Source organism: Mesorhizobium sp. M8A.F.Ca.ET.161.01.1.1, from assembly GCF_004792105.1.
In the GTDB taxonomy this organism is placed as follows: Bacteria; Pseudomonadota; Alphaproteobacteria; order Rhizobiales; family Rhizobiaceae; genus Mesorhizobium.
This window is the reverse complement of sequence record NZ_SRTD01000001.1, coordinates 353,458-368,809: the sequence shown is the minus strand read 5'-3', so window position 1 is coordinate 368,809 and position 15,352 is coordinate 353,458. Positions and strand designations below refer to the sequence as shown.

Below are 15,352 nucleotides of genomic sequence, written 5' to 3'. Positions count from 1 at the left end.
TGGCTCAGTATGCAAGACGAGCCGCGGCGAGGTTCGTCCCGAGTTTAGAGCTAAGGAGCGACGATGGCCCAGACCCAGACTTTCAATGGCCGCAGACGCGTACGCAAGTTTTTCGGAAAGATCCCGGAAGTTGCGGAGATGCCGAACCTCATCGAGGTTCAGAAGGCATCCTATGACCAGTTCCTGATGGTGGACGAGCCCAAGGGCGGACGTCCGGACGAAGGGCTGCAGGCTGTTTTCAAGTCGGTCTTCCCGATCTCCGATTTTTCCGGCTCCTCCATGCTGGAGTTCGTGAAGTACGAGTTCGAAGGACCGAAATTCGACGTTGACGAATGCCGTCAGCGCGACCTGACCTATGCCGCGCCGCTGAAGGTGACGCTGCGCCTCATCGTGTTCGATATCGACGAGGATACCGGTGCCAAGTCGATCAAGGACATCAAGGAGCAGGACGTCTACATGGGCGACATGCCGCTCATGACCTTGAACGGCACCTTCATCGTCAACGGCACCGAGCGCGTCATCGTCTCGCAGATGCATCGCTCGCCGGGCGTCTTCTTCGATCACGACAAGGGCAAGTCGCACTCGTCGGGCAAGCTTCTGTTTGCCGCCCGTGTCATCCCCTATCGTGGCTCGTGGCTCGACATCGAGTTCGATTCCAAGGACGTCGTCCACGCCCGCATCGACCGCCGCCGCAAGATCCCCGTGACGTCGCTGCTGATGGCACTCGGCATGGACGGCGAGGAGATCCTGTCGACCTTCTACAACAAGATCACCTACAAGCGCGCCGGCGACCATTGGCGCATTCCGTTCAACGTCGAGCGTTTCCGCGGCCTCAAGGCCGTCGGCGACCTGGTTGATGCCGACACCGGCGAGATCGTCGTCGAGGCGGGCAAGAAGATCACCGCCCGCCAGGCGCGTCAGCTCGGCGAGAAGGGCCTCAAGGCGATCAAGGCGACCGACGAGGATCTGCTCGGCAACTACCTGGCCGAGGACATCGTCAATTATGCCACCGGTGAGATTTTCCTCGAGGCCGGCGACGAGATCGACGACAAAACGCTCAAGGTGCTGCTCGGCACCGGCGAGCAGGAGATCCAGGTCCTCGACATCGACCATGTCAACGTCGGCGCCTATATCCGCAATACGCTCGCAGTCGACAAGAACGAGAGCCGCCAGGACGCGCTGTTCGACATCTACCGTGTCATGCGCCCGGGCGAGCCGCCGACGCTTGAGACCGCCGAAGCCATGTTCAACTCGCTGTTCTTCGACAGCGAGCGCTACGACCTGTCCGCCGTTGGCCGCGTCAAGATGAACATGCGCCTGGAGCTCAAGGCCGAGGACACCGTGCGCGTGCTGCGCAAGGACGACATCCTGGCCGTGGTCAGGACGCTGGTCGAACTGCGTGACGGCAAGGGCGAGATCGACGACATCGACAATCTCGGCAACCGCCGCGTGCGTTCGGTCGGCGAGCTGATGGAAAACCAGTACCGCGTCGGCCTGCTTCGCATGGAGCGCGCGATCAAGGAACGCATGTCCTCGATCGAGATCGACACCGTCATGCCGCAGGACCTGATCAACGCCAAGCCGGCGGCCGCCGCCGTGCGCGAGTTCTTCGGTTCCTCGCAGCTGTCGCAGTTCATGGACCAGACCAATCCGCTGTCGGAGATCACCCACAAGCGTCGTCTCTCGGCGCTTGGACCGGGCGGTCTGACCCGCGAGCGTGCCGGCTTCGAAGTGCGCGACGTGCACCCGACGCATTACGGCCGCATCTGCCCGATCGAGACGCCGGAAGGCCCGAATATCGGTCTGATCAACTCGCTGGCGACTTTCGCGCGCGTCAACAAGTACGGCTTCATCGAAAGCCCCTACCGCAAGATCGTCGACGGCAAGCTGACCAATGAGGTCGTCTATCTCTCGGCGATGGAAGAGGCCAAGCACCATGTCGCGCAGGCCAATGCCGAGCTCGACAAGAACGGCGGCTTCGTCGACGAGTTCGTCATTTGCCGCAGCGCCGGCGAAGTGATGATGGCGCCGCGCGAAAACGTCGACCTGATGGACGTGTCGCCCAAACAGATGGTGTCTGTTGCCGCGGCGCTCATCCCGTTCCTCGAGAACGACGACGCCAACCGCGCTCTGATGGGCTCGAACATGCAGCGTCAGGCCGTGCCGCTGGTGCGCGCCGAAGCGCCGTTCGTCGGCACCGGCATGGAGCCGATCGTCGCCCGTGACTCGGGCGCCGCCATCGGCGCCCGCCGCGGCGGCATCGTCGACCAGGTGGACGCGACGCGTATCGTCATCCGCGCCACCGAGGATCTCGACCCGGGCAAGTCCGGCGTCGACATCTACCGGCTGATGAAGTTCCAGCGTTCGAACCAGAACACCTGCATCAATCAGCGTCCGCTGGTGCGCATGGGTGATCGGGTCAACAAGGGCGACATCATCGCCGACGGTCCGTCGACCGAACTCGGTGATCTGGCGCTCGGCCGCAACGTGCTGGTCGCGTTCATGCCGTGGAACGGCTACAACTACGAGGACTCCATCCTCTTGTCCGAGCGCATCGTCGCCGACGACGTCTTCACCTCGATCCACATCGAGGAGTTCGAGGTCATGGCGCGCGATACCAAGCTCGGTCCGGAGGAAATCACGCGCGATATTCCCAACGTCTCGGAAGAAGCGCTGAAGAACCTCGACGAAGCCGGCATCGTCTATATCGGCGCCGAAGTTCAGCCGGGCGACATCCTGGTCGGCAAGATCACGCCGAAGGGTGAAAGCCCGATGACGCCGGAAGAGAAACTTCTGCGCGCCATCTTCGGCGAAAAGGCTTCCGACGTGCGCGACACTTCCATGCGCATGCCTCCGGGCACCTTCGGCACCGTCGTCGAGGTGCGCGTGTTCAATCGCCACGGTGTGGAGAAGGACGAGCGCGCCATGGCGATCGAGCGCGAGGAGATCGAACGCCTCGCCAAGGACCGTGACGACGAGCAGGCGATCCTGGACCGCAACGTCTACGCGCGTCTTTCCGACGTTCTCGTCGGCAAGGAAGCGATCGCTGGACCGAAGGGCTTCAAGAAGGGCTCGACGCTGTCCAAGGACACGCTCGACGAGTACCCGCGTTCGCAGTGGTGGCAGTTTGCGGTGGAGAACGAAAAGCTCCAGAGCGAACTGGAAGCCCTGCGTGGCCAGTACGACGATTCCAAGAAGGCGCTCGAACAGCGTTTCATGGACAAGGTCGAGAAGGTGCAGCGCGGCGACGAAATGCCTCCGGGCGTCATGAAGATGGTCAAGGTCTTCGTGGCGGTGAAGCGCAAGATGCAGCCCGGCGACAAGATGGCCGGCCGTCACGGCAACAAGGGTGTCGTGTCGCGCATCGTTCCGGTCGAGGACATGCCTTTCCTCGAGGACGGCACGCATGCCGATATCGTGCTCAACCCGTTGGGTGTGCCGAGCCGCATGAATGTCGGCCAGATCCTGGAAACGCATCTGGGCTGGGCTTGTGCCGGCATGGGCAGGAAGATCGGCGAACTGATCGACACCTATAAGGCTGCCGGCGACATCAAGCCGCTGCGCAAGACGTTGGAAAGCTTCATGCCCGCCAACGACCGCAACGAACCGGTCCGCGAGTATGACGACGAGAGCATCGTTCGCCTCAGCGAGCAGATGCGCCGCGGCGTCTCCATCGCGACCCCGGTGTTCGACGGCGCGCATGAGGCTGACATCAACATCATGCTGGAGCAGGCGGGCCTGCACACCAGCGGTCAGTCGCAGCTCTATGACGGCCGCACCGGCGAGCCGTTCGATCGCAAGGTGACGATGGGCTATATCTACATGCTCAAGCTTCACCACCTGGTGGACGACAAGATCCACGCGCGTTCGATCGGTCCGTACTCGCTCGTCACCCAGCAGCCGCTGGGCGGCAAGGCGCAGTTCGGCGGCCAGCGCTTCGGCGAGATGGAGGTCTGGGCGCTGGAAGCCTACGGCGCCGCCTACACGCTGCAGGAAATGCTGACGGTGAAGTCGGACGACGTCGCCGGCCGCACCAAGGTCTACGAGGCGATCGTGCGTGGCGACGACACGTTCGAGGCAGGCATTCCCGAGAGCTTCAACGTGCTCGTCAAGGAAATGCGGTCTCTCGGCCTCAATGTCGAATTGGAGAACACCAAGCTCGACGACAACCCTGTCCGGCTGCCCGACGCGGCCGAATAAGGCAAAGGCGCGTCGCGGCAACCCGCGACGCGCTCACCAAATTCTACGGCCGGTGGGCCGACCACTCAGCGGGCATTTGGCCCGCGTTAGATGCAAGGGGTTTTCGAGGACCCCGAAAAGGAGAACGGCATGAACCAAGAGGTCATGAATCTCTTCAATCCGCAGGCGCCGGCACAGGTGTTCGATTCCATCCGGATATCGCTCGCCAGCCCTGAGAAGATTCTGTCCTGGTCGTTCGGCGAGATCAAGAAGCCGGAGACCATCAACTACCGCACCTTCAAGCCGGAGCGTGACGGTCTGTTCTGCGCGCGCATTTTTGGCCCGATCAAGGACTATGAGTGCCTGTGCGGCAAGTACAAGCGCATGAAGTACAAGGGCGTCATCTGCGAGAAGTGCGGCGTCGAAGTCACGCTGTCGCGCGTCCGCCGCGAGCGCATGGGCCATATCGAGCTGGCGGCACCGGTCGCCCATATCTGGTTCCTGAAGTCGCTGCCCTCGCGCATCGGCACGCTGCTCGACATGACCCTTAAGGACATCGAGCGCGTCCTCTACTTCGAGAACTACATCGTCACCGAACCTGGCCTCACCGCGCTGAAGGAGCACCAGCTGCTCAGCGAGGAAGAGTACATGATCGCCGTCGACGAATATGGCGAGGATTCCTTCACCGCCATGATCGGCGCCGAGGCCATTCATGACCTTCTGGCCGGCATGGATCTGGAGAAGATCGCAGGCGACCTGCGTTCGGAACTGGCTTCGACCACGTCCGAGCTGAAGCAGAAGAAGTATCTGAAGCGTCTCAAGGTCGTCGAGAACTTCATGGAGTCCGGCAATCGTCCGGAATGGATGATCATGAAGGTCGTTCCGGTGATCCCGCCGGACCTGCGCCCGCTGGTTCCCCTGGACGGCGGCCGCTTCGCCACGTCCGACCTGAACGATCTCTATCGCCGCGTGATCAACCGCAACAACCGCCTGAAGCGGCTGATCGAACTGCGCGCCCCCGGCATCATCGTGCGCAATGAAAAGCGCATGCTGCAGGAAGCCGTCGATGCGCTGTTCGACAACGGCCGTCGCGGCCGCGTCATCACCGGTGCCAACAAGCGTCCGCTGAAGTCGCTGTCCGACATGCTCAAGGGCAAGCAGGGCCGGTTCCGTCAGAACCTGCTCGGCAAGCGCGTCGACTATTCCGGCCGTTCGGTCATCGTCACCGGTCCGGAGCTCAAGCTGCATCAGTGCGGCCTGCCGAAGAAGATGGCGCTCGAACTGTTCAAGCCCTTCATCTATGCCCGCCTCGACGCCAAGGGTTACTCCTCGACCGTCAAGCAGGCGAAGAAGCTTGTCGAGAAGGAGCGTCCGGAAGTCTGGGATATCCTCGACGAGGTCATCCGCGAGCATCCGGTCCTGTTGAACCGCGCGCCGACGCTGCACCGCCTCGGCATCCAGGCGTTCGAGCCGATCCTGATCGAAGGCAAGGCGATCCAGCTTCACCCGCTGGTCTGCACGGCCTTCAACGCCGACTTCGACGGCGACCAGATGGCCGTTCACGTGCCGCTGTCGCTGGAAGCGCAGTTGGAAGCCCGCGTGCTGATGATGTCGACCAACAACATCCTGCACCCGGCCTCCGGCGCGCCGATCATCGTGCCGTCGCAGGACATGGTCCTAGGTCTCTACTACCTCTCGATCGTCAACCAGAACGAGCCGGGCGAGGGCATGGTGTTTGCCGACATGGGCGAGCTCCAGCACGCGCTTGAGACCAAGGCCGTGACCTTGCACGCCAAGATCAAGGGTCGCTTCCGCACGGTCGACGCCGAAGGCAAGGTCGTGTCGAAGATCCATGACACCACGCCTGGCCGCATGATCATCGGCGAACTTCTGCCGAAGAACGTCAACGTGCCCTACGAGACCGCCAACCAGGAGATGACCAAGAAGAACATCTCCAAGATGATCGACACCGTCTACCGCCATTGCGGTCAGAAGGAGACGGTCATTTTCTGCGATCGCATCATGGCGCTCGGCTTTGCTCATGCGTGCCGTGCCGGCATCTCGTTCGGCAAGGACGACATGCTGATCCCGGACACCAAGATCAAGCTGGTGTCGGACACCGAGGCTTTGGCCAAGGAGTACGAGCAGCAATACAATGACGGTCTGATCACGCAGGGCGAGAAGTACAACAAGGTCGTCGACGCCTGGGCCAAGTGCTCGGAAAAGGTCGCCGACGAAATGATGGCCCGCATCAAGGCGGTCGAGTTCGAGGACAATGGCCGTCAGAAGCCCATGAACTCGATCTACATGATGTCGCACTCCGGTGCGCGCGGCTCGCCCACCCAGATGCGCCAGCTCGCCGGCATGCGCGGCCTGATGGCCAAGCCCTCGGGTGAAATCATCGAGACGCCGATCATCTCGAACTTCAAGGAAGGCCTGACCGTGCTCGAGTACTTCAACTCGACCCACGGTGCCCGCAAGGGTCTGGCCGACACCGCCTTGAAGACGGCGAACTCGGGTTACCTCACTCGTCGTCTGGTCGACGTGGCGCAGGACTGCATCGTCAACTCCGTGGATTGCGGCACCGACAAGGGCCTCACCATGCAGCCGATCGTCGATGCCGGTCAGGTCGTCGCTTCGGTTGGCCAGCGCGTGCTGGGCCGTACATCGCTCGACGACATCACCCATCCGGTGTCGGGCGAAGTCCTGGTCAAGGCCGGAACGCTGATGGACGAGCGGGACGTGGAACAGATCGAAAAGGCCGGCGTGCAGTCGGTCCGCATCCGCTCGGCCCTGACCTGCGAAGTCAGGATCGGCGTCTGCGCGGTCTGCTACGGACGCGATCTGGCCCGTGGCACCCCGGTCAACCAGGGCGAAGCCGTCGGCGTCATCGCGGCGCAGTCGATCGGCGAGCCGGGCACGCAGCTCACCATGCGTACCTTCCACATGGGCGGTACCGCGCAGGTGGTGGACTCTTCGTTCCTTGAAGCCTCGTATGAGGGCAAGGTCGAGATCCGCAACCGCAACGTGGTGCGCAACTCGGACGGCCAGCAGATGGTCATGGGCCGCAACATGGCGGTGCTGATCCTCGACGAGGCCGGCAAGGAGCGTGCAACGCACCGTGTCACCTATGGTTCGCGCATCTTCGTGGACGATGGCGACAAGGTGAAGCGTGGCCAGCGTATCGCCGAGTGGGATCCCTATACCCGTCCTGTCCTCACTGAAATCGAGGGCAAGGTGTCGTATGAGGATCTGGTCGACGGTATTTCCGTCCAGGAAACGGCCGACGAGTCGACCGGCATCACCAAGCGTGAGGTCATCGACTGGCGTTCGACGCCGCGCGGCAACGACCTCAAGCCTGCGATTGCCATCCTGGACACCAAGGGCAAGGTCGGCAAGCTATCGAAGGGCGGCGATGCCCGCTTCCTGCTCTCGGTCGAGGCCATTCTCTCGGTCGAGCCGGGTGCCCAGGTTCGCCCCGGCGACGTGCTGGCGCGTATCCCGATGGAAAGCGCCAAGACCAAGGACATCACCGGCGGTCTGCCGCGTGTTGCCGAACTGTTCGAGGCACGTCGTCCGAAGGATCACGCCATCATCGCCGAGATCGACGGCACGATCCGCTTCGGCCGCGACTACAAGAACAAGCGTCGCATCATTATCGAGCCGCATGACTCGACGCTCGAGCCGGTCGAATACCTGATCCCGAAGGGCAAGCCGTTCCATCTCCAGGACGGCGACGTCATCGAGAAGGGCGACTACATCCTCGACGGCAATCCGGCGCCGCACGACATCCTGGCGATCAAGGGCGTGGAGGCGCTTGCGTCCTACCTCGTCAACGAGATCCAGGAAGTCTACCGTCTGCAGGGCGTGTCGATCAACGACAAGCACATCGAGGTGATCGTTCGCCAGATGCTGCAGAAGGTCGAGATCACCACGCAGGGCGACTCGACCTACATCCCGGGCGACCACGTCGACGTGATCGAACTGGAAGAGGTCAACGAGCGCCTGGTCGAGGACGGCAAGAAGCCGGCTGAAGGCCAGCCGGTGCTCTTGGGCATAACCAAGGCTTCGCTGCAGACGCCGTCCTTCATCTCGGCCGCCTCCTTCCAGGAGACGACCAGGGTGCTGACGGAGGCCGCGGTTGCCGGCAAGACCGACATGCTGCAGGGCTTGAAGGAAAACGTCATCGTCGGCCGGTTGATCCCGGCCGGTACCGGCGGCACGATGAGCCAGATCCGGCGCATTGCCACCTCGCGCGACGAACTCATCATCGACGAGCGCCGCAAGGCCTCCGGTGTTGAAGTGGCCGAGCCGATGCTCGCCGACATGACAACCGCCGCGCAGTAAGCGCGACGGCAAGAAATCTCAGGCAACAGAAGCCGTCGGGGCAACCCGGCGGCTTTTTCGTTTCAACGATCGGAGGAAAGCAGATGAGCACGAAGACCTGGACGGCTGTCGACGACTACATCGTCTCCTCGCTCTTCGAGGCGGATCCCGTTCTCGACGCGGTTCTGGCGGCCAACCGCGACAATGGCCTGCCGGCGATCGATGTCTCGGCGGCGCAAGGAAAACTGCTCTCGCTGCTGGCGCGCATCGGCGGCGCGAAAAAGGCGCTCGAGATCGGCACGCTGGGCGGCTATTCGACCATCTGGATGGCGCGGGGACTGCCCGCCGACGGCAAAGTCGTGACGCTCGAACTCGATCCGCATCATGCCAAGGTCGCACGCTCGAATTTCGAGCGGGCAGGGGTAGCGGACCGGGTGGAACTGCGCGTCGGTCCGGCGCTCCAGTCGCTTGCCGCACTCGGCAATGAGAATGCCGGCCCGTTCGATCTGATCTTCATTGATGCCGACAAGCCGAACAACCCGTACTATCTGTCCTGGGCCTTGCGGCTGTCACGCTCCGGGACGGTCATCGTCTGCGACAACGTCATCCGTGACGGCGCCGTGCTGGATGAGGATGGCCGCGATGCCAATGTCGAAGGCGCCCGCGCGGCGTTTTCCTTCATCGGCGGCGAAAAACGGCTGGACGGCACAGCCATCCAGACCGTGGGCGCCAAGGGCTATGACGGCTTTGCCATCGCGATTGTCGACTGACGTCGGGGCGCACCTGGCGATCTTCAGTCGAAAAACGCCTCGACCACATTGCGCTTGCCGAGCATGAAGGCGTCGGCGACGTGCTGCAGCGGTGCAAGGTCCACATCGGATACGCCGGCATGCACAATCTCGGCAAATCGCCGGTAGAGCATCGGATATTCCGCTTCTGGTTCCTCATGGACGACACGGCCGTCGACGGCGAGCTTCGAGCCGCCACCCGAGAGCACCATCTGCCCGGCATCCGTGTCGGCCAGAATGTCCCAGCTCTGCGGTCCGGTCTGCAACCAGTCGAGATCCATGGTCACATCGGATCCGTTCGCCGCGTGGAACGCGACCTGGGCCGCGATCGGTGCGTCGCGATTCTCCGGAAAATCGAGTACGGCCGAAGTGATGTACATGGCCGGCAGGATATAGGTTGCAATCGACAGCGCGTTGATGCCGGGATCGAAGACGCCGAAGCCGCCAGGCTGCCAGATCCAGTCCTGGTTCGGATGCCAGCGGCGCACATCTTCCTTCCAGACGATCGCCGCCGATTTGATTTTGGTCGAAGCCAGGAATGTCCGTGCCGCTTCGACAGCCGGCGCGTAGCGCGAGTGCCAGCTTGCGAACAAGGAGACGCCTTGTTTCGCCGCGAACGCCTTCAGGTCCTCGACTTCGCTGACCGTGGCACCCGGCGGTTTTTCCAGGAAGACGTGCTTCCCGGCCTCGAGCGCCTTGCGCGCGGCGTCATAGCGGAACTGCGGCGGCATGCACAGCGACACCGCGTCGAGTTCGGCAACCGCGCCAAGCATCGTCTCTATATCGGGGAAATTCGCGATGCCGTCGACCTTGCCGTGTCGGCTGGCCGCTGCGATCAGCTGGTAGTCTCGATCCTTGGCCAGTGCCGGAAGGTGCTGGTCGCGGACGATCTTGCCGACACCGACAATGCCGATTCTTATGGGCGAGATGGATGAGGACATGAGGCTCCGCCGGGTTGGGACGTCTGCGCGTCTCTTAGCAGATCGGCCATGACGGGCAAGCGTCGGCCATGCCAGCTATTCGAACGAATCGGCATCATGACGCTGGGCAGGCGAGGGGCGCCACGCTGCGATCAGATCGGCACGTCGAAGGTCACGATCGACACTTCGCCTTCAAGCGCGCCCTGGAAGGCCGAAAGATGCGGCTCATCGTCGGGCTCGCCCTCCATGTCGCCGATCTGGTCGAGTTCGGCCTCGGCGTAGCCTTCGGCAGCCAGCGATTCGAGCGCACGGCGCACCGCCGAATCGTCATCGGGCGCCACCAGCATGACATGCACGCCTTCCGGCTTGCCGCCTTTCTTCTTCCACACCCGGCCGGTGATGATGGTGACCGGGCGTTCTTCATTGTCGTTCACGGGCCGATTCCTTCGCGGCGAGGGATTGTCAGTGTTCATGCGGCCTTTTCGCATGAAGCAAGGCCCCGCAACAGCCAAAACTCGGTCACTTTCTTCCTCGCCCTTGCCAAACGGCGAAAGAAAATTACATGCGGTTTTCGCATGGCTGCCAAGCCCCGGCTTCAATGCAATATTTGCCGCTGCGGGGTTGACGGTTCGCGGGCTTACGAGTAGAAGCCGCCCAGTCAGAACCGATGTGAGGCTCTCCCTTCCGAAGCGACACGCTTTGGAGTTTGCCTCAAACAGGGTTCGTTTTACGAGCGAAAAGACATTTCCGGCGTGCACGAAGCGGCTTCCGCTTCCTCTGCGATTTGTTCGGGCAAGACCGCGAGGCGCGGTTTGTGGCCCGAATTTGCGTATGGAAATGACGCTTTGAGCGAGCCTTGACCGGCACGAGACACGGAATTGAGAGACAAGAGGGTTTAATGCCTACCGTCAACCAGCTGATCCGCAAGCCGCGCATTGCGCCGGTGAAGCGCAACAAGGTCCCGGCCATGCAGCAGAACCCGCAGAAGCGGGGCGTCTGCACGCGCGTCTATACGACGACGCCGAAGAAGCCGAACTCGGCGCTGCGCAAGGTGGCCAAGATCCGCCTGACCAATGGTTTTGAAGTGATCGGTTACATTCCCGGCGAAGGTCACAACCTTCAGGAACACTCCGTGGTCATGATCCGCGGCGGCCGCGTCAAGGATCTTCCGGGCGTGCGCTACCACATCATCCGCGGCGTGCTCGACACGCAGGGCGTGAAGAACCGCAAGCAGCGCCGTTCGAAGTACGGCGCCAAGCGTCCGAAGTAAGATTTTCCGGCCTTGGCGCTGCTTGAACGCGCCGGGCTACGAGATTGAGAGACAAAAGCCATGTCGCGTCGTCACAGTGCAGAAAAGCGTGAGATCAACCCGGATCCCAAGTTCGGCGATCTGATCGTCACCAAGTTCATGAACGCCGTCATGTATGACGGCAAGAAGTCGGTTGCCGAGACCATCGTCTACGGCGCGCTGGACCAGGTCCAGTCGAAGACCAAGCAGGAGCCGGTCACCGTCTTCCACCAGGCGCTCGACAATGTCGCGCCGCATGTGGAAGTGCGTTCGCGCCGCGTCGGCGGCGCCACCTACCAGGTTCCGGTCGACGTTCGTCCCGAGCGTCGCCAGGCATTGGCGATCCGCTGGCTGATCGCCGCGGCCCGCAACCGCAACGAGACCACCATGGTCGACCGCCTCTCCGGCGAGCTGATGGACGCGGCCAACAACCGCGGCACCGCCGTGAAGAAGCGGGAAGACACCCACAAGATGGCTGAAGCCAACCGCGCTTTCGCGCACTACCGCTGGTAAAGCGCGAACAGGACTGAGAGGCAGCTACGATGGCCCGCGAATACAAAATCGAAGACTACCGCAATTTCGGTATCATGGCGCATATCGACGCCGGCAAGACGACGACCACCGAGCGCGTCCTCTATTACACGGGCAAGTCGCACAAGATCGGCGAAGTGCACGACGGCGCTGCCACCATGGACTGGATGGAGCAGGAGCAGGAACGCGGCATCACCATCACGTCCGCCGCGACCACGACCTTCTGGAAGGGCCGTGACGGCAAGATGCACCGCTTCAACATCATCGACACCCCCGGACACGTCGACTTCACCATCGAGGTCGAGCGTTCGCTGCGCGTGCTCGACGGCGCCATCGCGCTGCTCGATGCCAATGCCGGTGTCGAGCCGCAGACGGAAACCGTCTGGCGCCAGGCCGACAAGTATCGCGTGCCGCGCATGATCTTCTGCAACAAGATGGACAAGATCGGCGCCGACTTCTACCGCTCGGTCGAGATGATCGGCTCGCGCCTCGGCGCGCAGGCTGTCGTCATGCAGCTGCCGATCGGCGCCGAGACCGAATTCAAGGGTGTCGTCGACCTCGTCGAGATGAATGCGCTGGTCTGGCGCGACGAGACGCTGGGCGCTGCCTGGGACGTCGTCGAGATCCCGGCCGACCTCAAGGCGCGTGCCGAGGAATACCGCGAGAAGATGATTGAAGCCGCCGTCGAAATGGACGAGACGGCGCTGGAAAACTACCTCGAAGGCAAGATGCCGTCGAATGACGAGATCCGTTCGTTGATCCGCAAGGGTACGATCGCGGTCAAGTTCTACCCGATGTTCTGCGGCTCGGCCTTCAAGAACAAGGGCGTGCAGCCGTTGCTCGACGCCGTTGTCGAATACCTGCCGTCGCCGGCCGATGTTCCGGCCATCAAGGGTGTCGATGCCAAGACCGACGCCGAGATCGAGCGTCATGCGGACGACAACGAGCCGCTGTCGATGCTCGCCTTCAAGATCATGAACGACCCGTTCGTCGGTTCGCTGACCTTTGCCCGCATCTATTCGGGCAAGCTCACCAAGGGCGTCTCTGTCGACAACACCGTGAAGGGCAAGAAGGAGCGCATCGGCCGCATGCTGCAAATGCATGCGAATTCGCGCGCCGACGTCGAAGAAGCTTTTGCGGGCGACATCGTCGCCCTGGCCGGCCTCAAGGACACCACCACCGGCGACACGCTGTGCGATCCGCTGCACCCGGTCATCCTCGAGCGCATGGAATTCCCCGATCCGGTCATCCAGATCGCCATCGAGCCGAAGACCAAGAACGACCAGGAAAAGATGGGCCTCGCCCTTCACCGCCTGGCTGCCGAGGATCCGTCCTTCCGCGTCAAGACCGACGAGGAAAGCGGCCAGACCATCATCTCCGGCATGGGCGAACTGCACCTCGACATCATCGTCGACCGCATGCGTCGCGAGTTCAAGGTCGAAGCCAATGTCGGCGCGCCGCAGGTGGCCTATCGCGAGACGATCACCCGCAAGCACGAGCAGGACTACACGCACAAGAAGCAGACCGGCGGTACCGGCCAGTTCGCGCGCGTCAAGGTTGTGTTCGAGCCGAATTCCGAGAGCGAGGACTTCGTGTTCGAGTCCAAGATCGTCGGCGGCGCGGTGCCGAAGGAATACATTCCGGGCGTCGAAAAGGGCATCCAGAGCGTCATGGGCGCTGGTCCGTTCGCCGGCTTCCCGATGATCGGCGTCAGGGCGACGCTCATCGACGGCGCCTACCACGACGTCGACTCCTCGGTCCTGGCCTTCGAAATCGCGTCCCGCGCGTGCTTCCGTGAAGCTGCTCCCAAGCTTGGCGTGCAGTTGCTCGAGCCGATCATGAAGGTCGAGGTGGTGACGCCGGAAGACTACGTCGGCAGCGTCATCGGTGACCTGAACGGCCGTCGCGGCCAGATCCAGGGCCAGGAAGCGCGCGGCGTGGCCGTCGTCATCAACGCGATGGTGCCGCTCGCCAACATGTTCAAGTACGTCGACAACCTGCGCTCGATGAGCCAGGGCCGCGCGGCTTACACGATGCAGTTCGATCACTATGAGCCGGTCCCGACCGCGGTCGCTCAGGAAGTCCAGAAGAAATACGCGTAACTCGAAAGAGCTGCCGCGGTAACGCAATTCAAAGCCCGCATGGGCGAGCAGGAAATGGAGACATCACATGGCAAAAGGTAAATTCGAGCGCACTAAGCCTCATGTGAACATCGGCACGATTGGTCACGTCGATCACGGCAAGACGTCGCTGACGGCTGCGATCACCAAGTATTTTGGCGAATACAAGCGGTATGACCAGATCGACGCGGCGCCGGAAGAGAAGGCGCGCGGCATCACGATCTCGACGGCTCACGTCGAATACGAGACCGAGAACCGCCACTACGCGCATGTCGACTGCCCCGGCCACGCCGACTATGTGAAGAACATGATCACCGGCGCCGCGCAGATGGACGGCGCGATCCTGGTCGTGTCGGCCGCCGACGGCCCGATGCCGCAGACCCGCGAGCACATCCTGCTTGCCCGTCAGGTCGGCGTGCCGTCGATCGTGGTGTTCCTGAACAAGGTCGACCAGGTCGACGACGCCGAGCTGCTCGAACTGGTCGAGCTCGAGGTTCGTGAACTGCTGTCGAAGAACGAATTCCCCGGCGACGACATTCCGATCGTCAAGGGTTCGGCGCTTGCCGCACTCGAGGATTCGAACAAGACGATCGGCGAGGACGCGATCCGCGAGCTGATGGCTCAGGTCGACGCCTACATCCCGACGCCGGTTCGTCCGCTCGACAAGCCGTTCCTGATGCCGATCGAAGACGTGTTCTCGATCTCGGGCCGTGGCACGGTCGTGACCGGCCGCGTCGAGCGCGGCGTGGTCAAGGTCGGCGAGGAACTGGAGATCATCGGCATCCGTCCGACGACCAAGACGACCTGCACGGGCGTTGAAATGTTCCGCAAGCTGCTCGATCAGGGCCAGGCTGGCGACAACATCGGCGCGCTGCTGCGCGGCGTTGATCGTGAAGGTGTCGAGCGCGGCCAGGTTCTGGCCAAGCCGGGCACGGTGAAGCCGCACAAGAAGTTCGTGGCCGAAGCCTACATCCTGACCAAGGACGAAGGTGGCCGTCACACGCCGTTCTTCACCAACTACCGTCCGCAGTTCTACTTCCGCACGACCGACGTGACCGGCATCGTGTCGCTGCCGGAAGGCACCGAGATGGTGATGCCTGGCGACAACATCACGGTCGATGTCGAGCTGATCGTGCCGATCGCCATGGAAGAGAAGCTGCGCTTCGCCATCCGTGAAGGCGGCCGCACCGTCGGTGCCGG

Annotated in this window: 9 protein-coding genes; 7 read left to right on the top strand and 2 right to left on the bottom strand. The window is 62.5% G+C overall.

The annotated features are described in order from the left end of the window. Nucleotides 1-63 precede the first annotated feature (63 nt). The 3 genes from rpoB (at nucleotide 64) to EN804_RS01900 (ending at nucleotide 9,275) form a co-directional block, all read left to right on the top strand. Nucleotides 64-4,200: a DNA-directed RNA polymerase subunit beta gene (gene rpoB / locus EN804_RS01910; RefSeq protein WP_135867795.1), complete on the top strand. Its 4,137-nt coding sequence runs from the start codon at nucleotides 64-66 to the stop codon at nucleotides 4,198-4,200. 129 nt (nucleotides 4,201-4,329) lie between these two features. After that, on the top strand, nucleotides 4,330-8,526 hold the full coding sequence (gene rpoC, locus EN804_RS01905; protein WP_127277965.1) for a DNA-directed RNA polymerase subunit beta': 4,197 nt from the start codon (nucleotides 4,330-4,332) through the stop codon (nucleotides 8,524-8,526). An 83-nt stretch (nucleotides 8,527-8,609) separates the two neighbouring features. After that, on the top strand, nucleotides 8,610-9,275 hold the full coding sequence (locus EN804_RS01900; RefSeq protein WP_135918571.1) for an O-methyltransferase: 666 nt from the start codon (nucleotides 8,610-8,612) through the stop codon (nucleotides 9,273-9,275). Nucleotides 9,276-9,298: 23 nt separating this feature from the next. Here the strand turns inward: EN804_RS01900 and EN804_RS01895 are convergent, their stop codons facing one another. Both EN804_RS01895 and EN804_RS01890 read right to left on the bottom strand, forming a co-directional pair. Beyond that, entirely contained in the window at nucleotides 9,299-10,222 is a 924-nt protein-coding gene (locus EN804_RS01895) for a Gfo/Idh/MocA family oxidoreductase (RefSeq protein ID WP_189343650.1), read from the bottom strand. Nucleotides 10,223-10,365: 143 nt separating this feature from the next. Further along, complete coding sequence (locus EN804_RS01890; RefSeq protein ID WP_127277968.1) at nucleotides 10,366-10,647, bottom strand: transcriptional regulator; 282 nt, start codon at nucleotides 10,645-10,647, stop codon at nucleotides 10,366-10,368. Between the two features lie 464 nt (nucleotides 10,648-11,111). Here EN804_RS01890 and rpsL point away from each other — a divergent pair, with 464 nt between their 5' ends. The 4 genes from rpsL to tuf form a co-directional block, all read left to right on the top strand. Then, complete coding sequence (rpsL, locus tag EN804_RS01885) at nucleotides 11,112-11,483, top strand: 30S ribosomal protein S12 (RefSeq protein WP_006333356.1); 372 nt, start codon at nucleotides 11,112-11,114, stop codon at nucleotides 11,481-11,483. A 60-nt stretch (nucleotides 11,484-11,543) separates the two neighbouring features. Next, entirely contained in the window at nucleotides 11,544-12,014 is a 471-nt protein-coding gene (gene rpsG, locus EN804_RS01880) for a 30S ribosomal protein S7 (RefSeq protein ID WP_008875664.1), read from the top strand. A 29-nt stretch (nucleotides 12,015-12,043) separates the two neighbouring features. Beyond that, nucleotides 12,044-14,134 (top strand): elongation factor G, encoded by a 2,091-nt coding sequence (fusA, locus tag EN804_RS01875; RefSeq protein WP_127869367.1) that lies wholly within the window; start codon nucleotides 12,044-12,046, stop codon nucleotides 14,132-14,134. 67 nt (nucleotides 14,135-14,201) lie between these two features. Next, a partial coding sequence (gene tuf / locus EN804_RS01870) for an elongation factor Tu (RefSeq protein WP_135918763.1) occupies nucleotides 14,202-15,352 on the top strand: 1,151 nt, incomplete at its 3' end.

What these genes read in the sequence shown, in the direction of transcription:
- fusA (WP_127869367.1), top strand. Translation starts at nt 12,044, where the DNA reads ATGGCCCGCGAATACAAAATCGAAGACTACCGCAATTTCGGTATCATG.
- rpoC (WP_127277965.1), top strand. Translation starts at nt 4,330, where the DNA reads ATGAACCAAGAGGTCATGAATCTCTTCAATCCGCAGGCGCCGGCACAG.
- rpsG (WP_008875664.1), top strand. Translation starts at nt 11,544, where the DNA reads ATGTCGCGTCGTCACAGTGCAGAAAAGCGTGAGATCAACCCGGATCCC.
- rpsL (WP_006333356.1), top strand. Translation starts at nt 11,112, where the DNA reads ATGCCTACCGTCAACCAGCTGATCCGCAAGCCGCGCATTGCGCCGGTG.
- rpoB (WP_135867795.1), top strand. Translation starts at nt 64, where the DNA reads ATGGCCCAGACCCAGACTTTCAATGGCCGCAGACGCGTACGCAAGTTT.
- EN804_RS01900 (WP_135918571.1), top strand. Translation starts at nt 8,610, where the DNA reads ATGAGCACGAAGACCTGGACGGCTGTCGACGACTACATCGTCTCCTCG.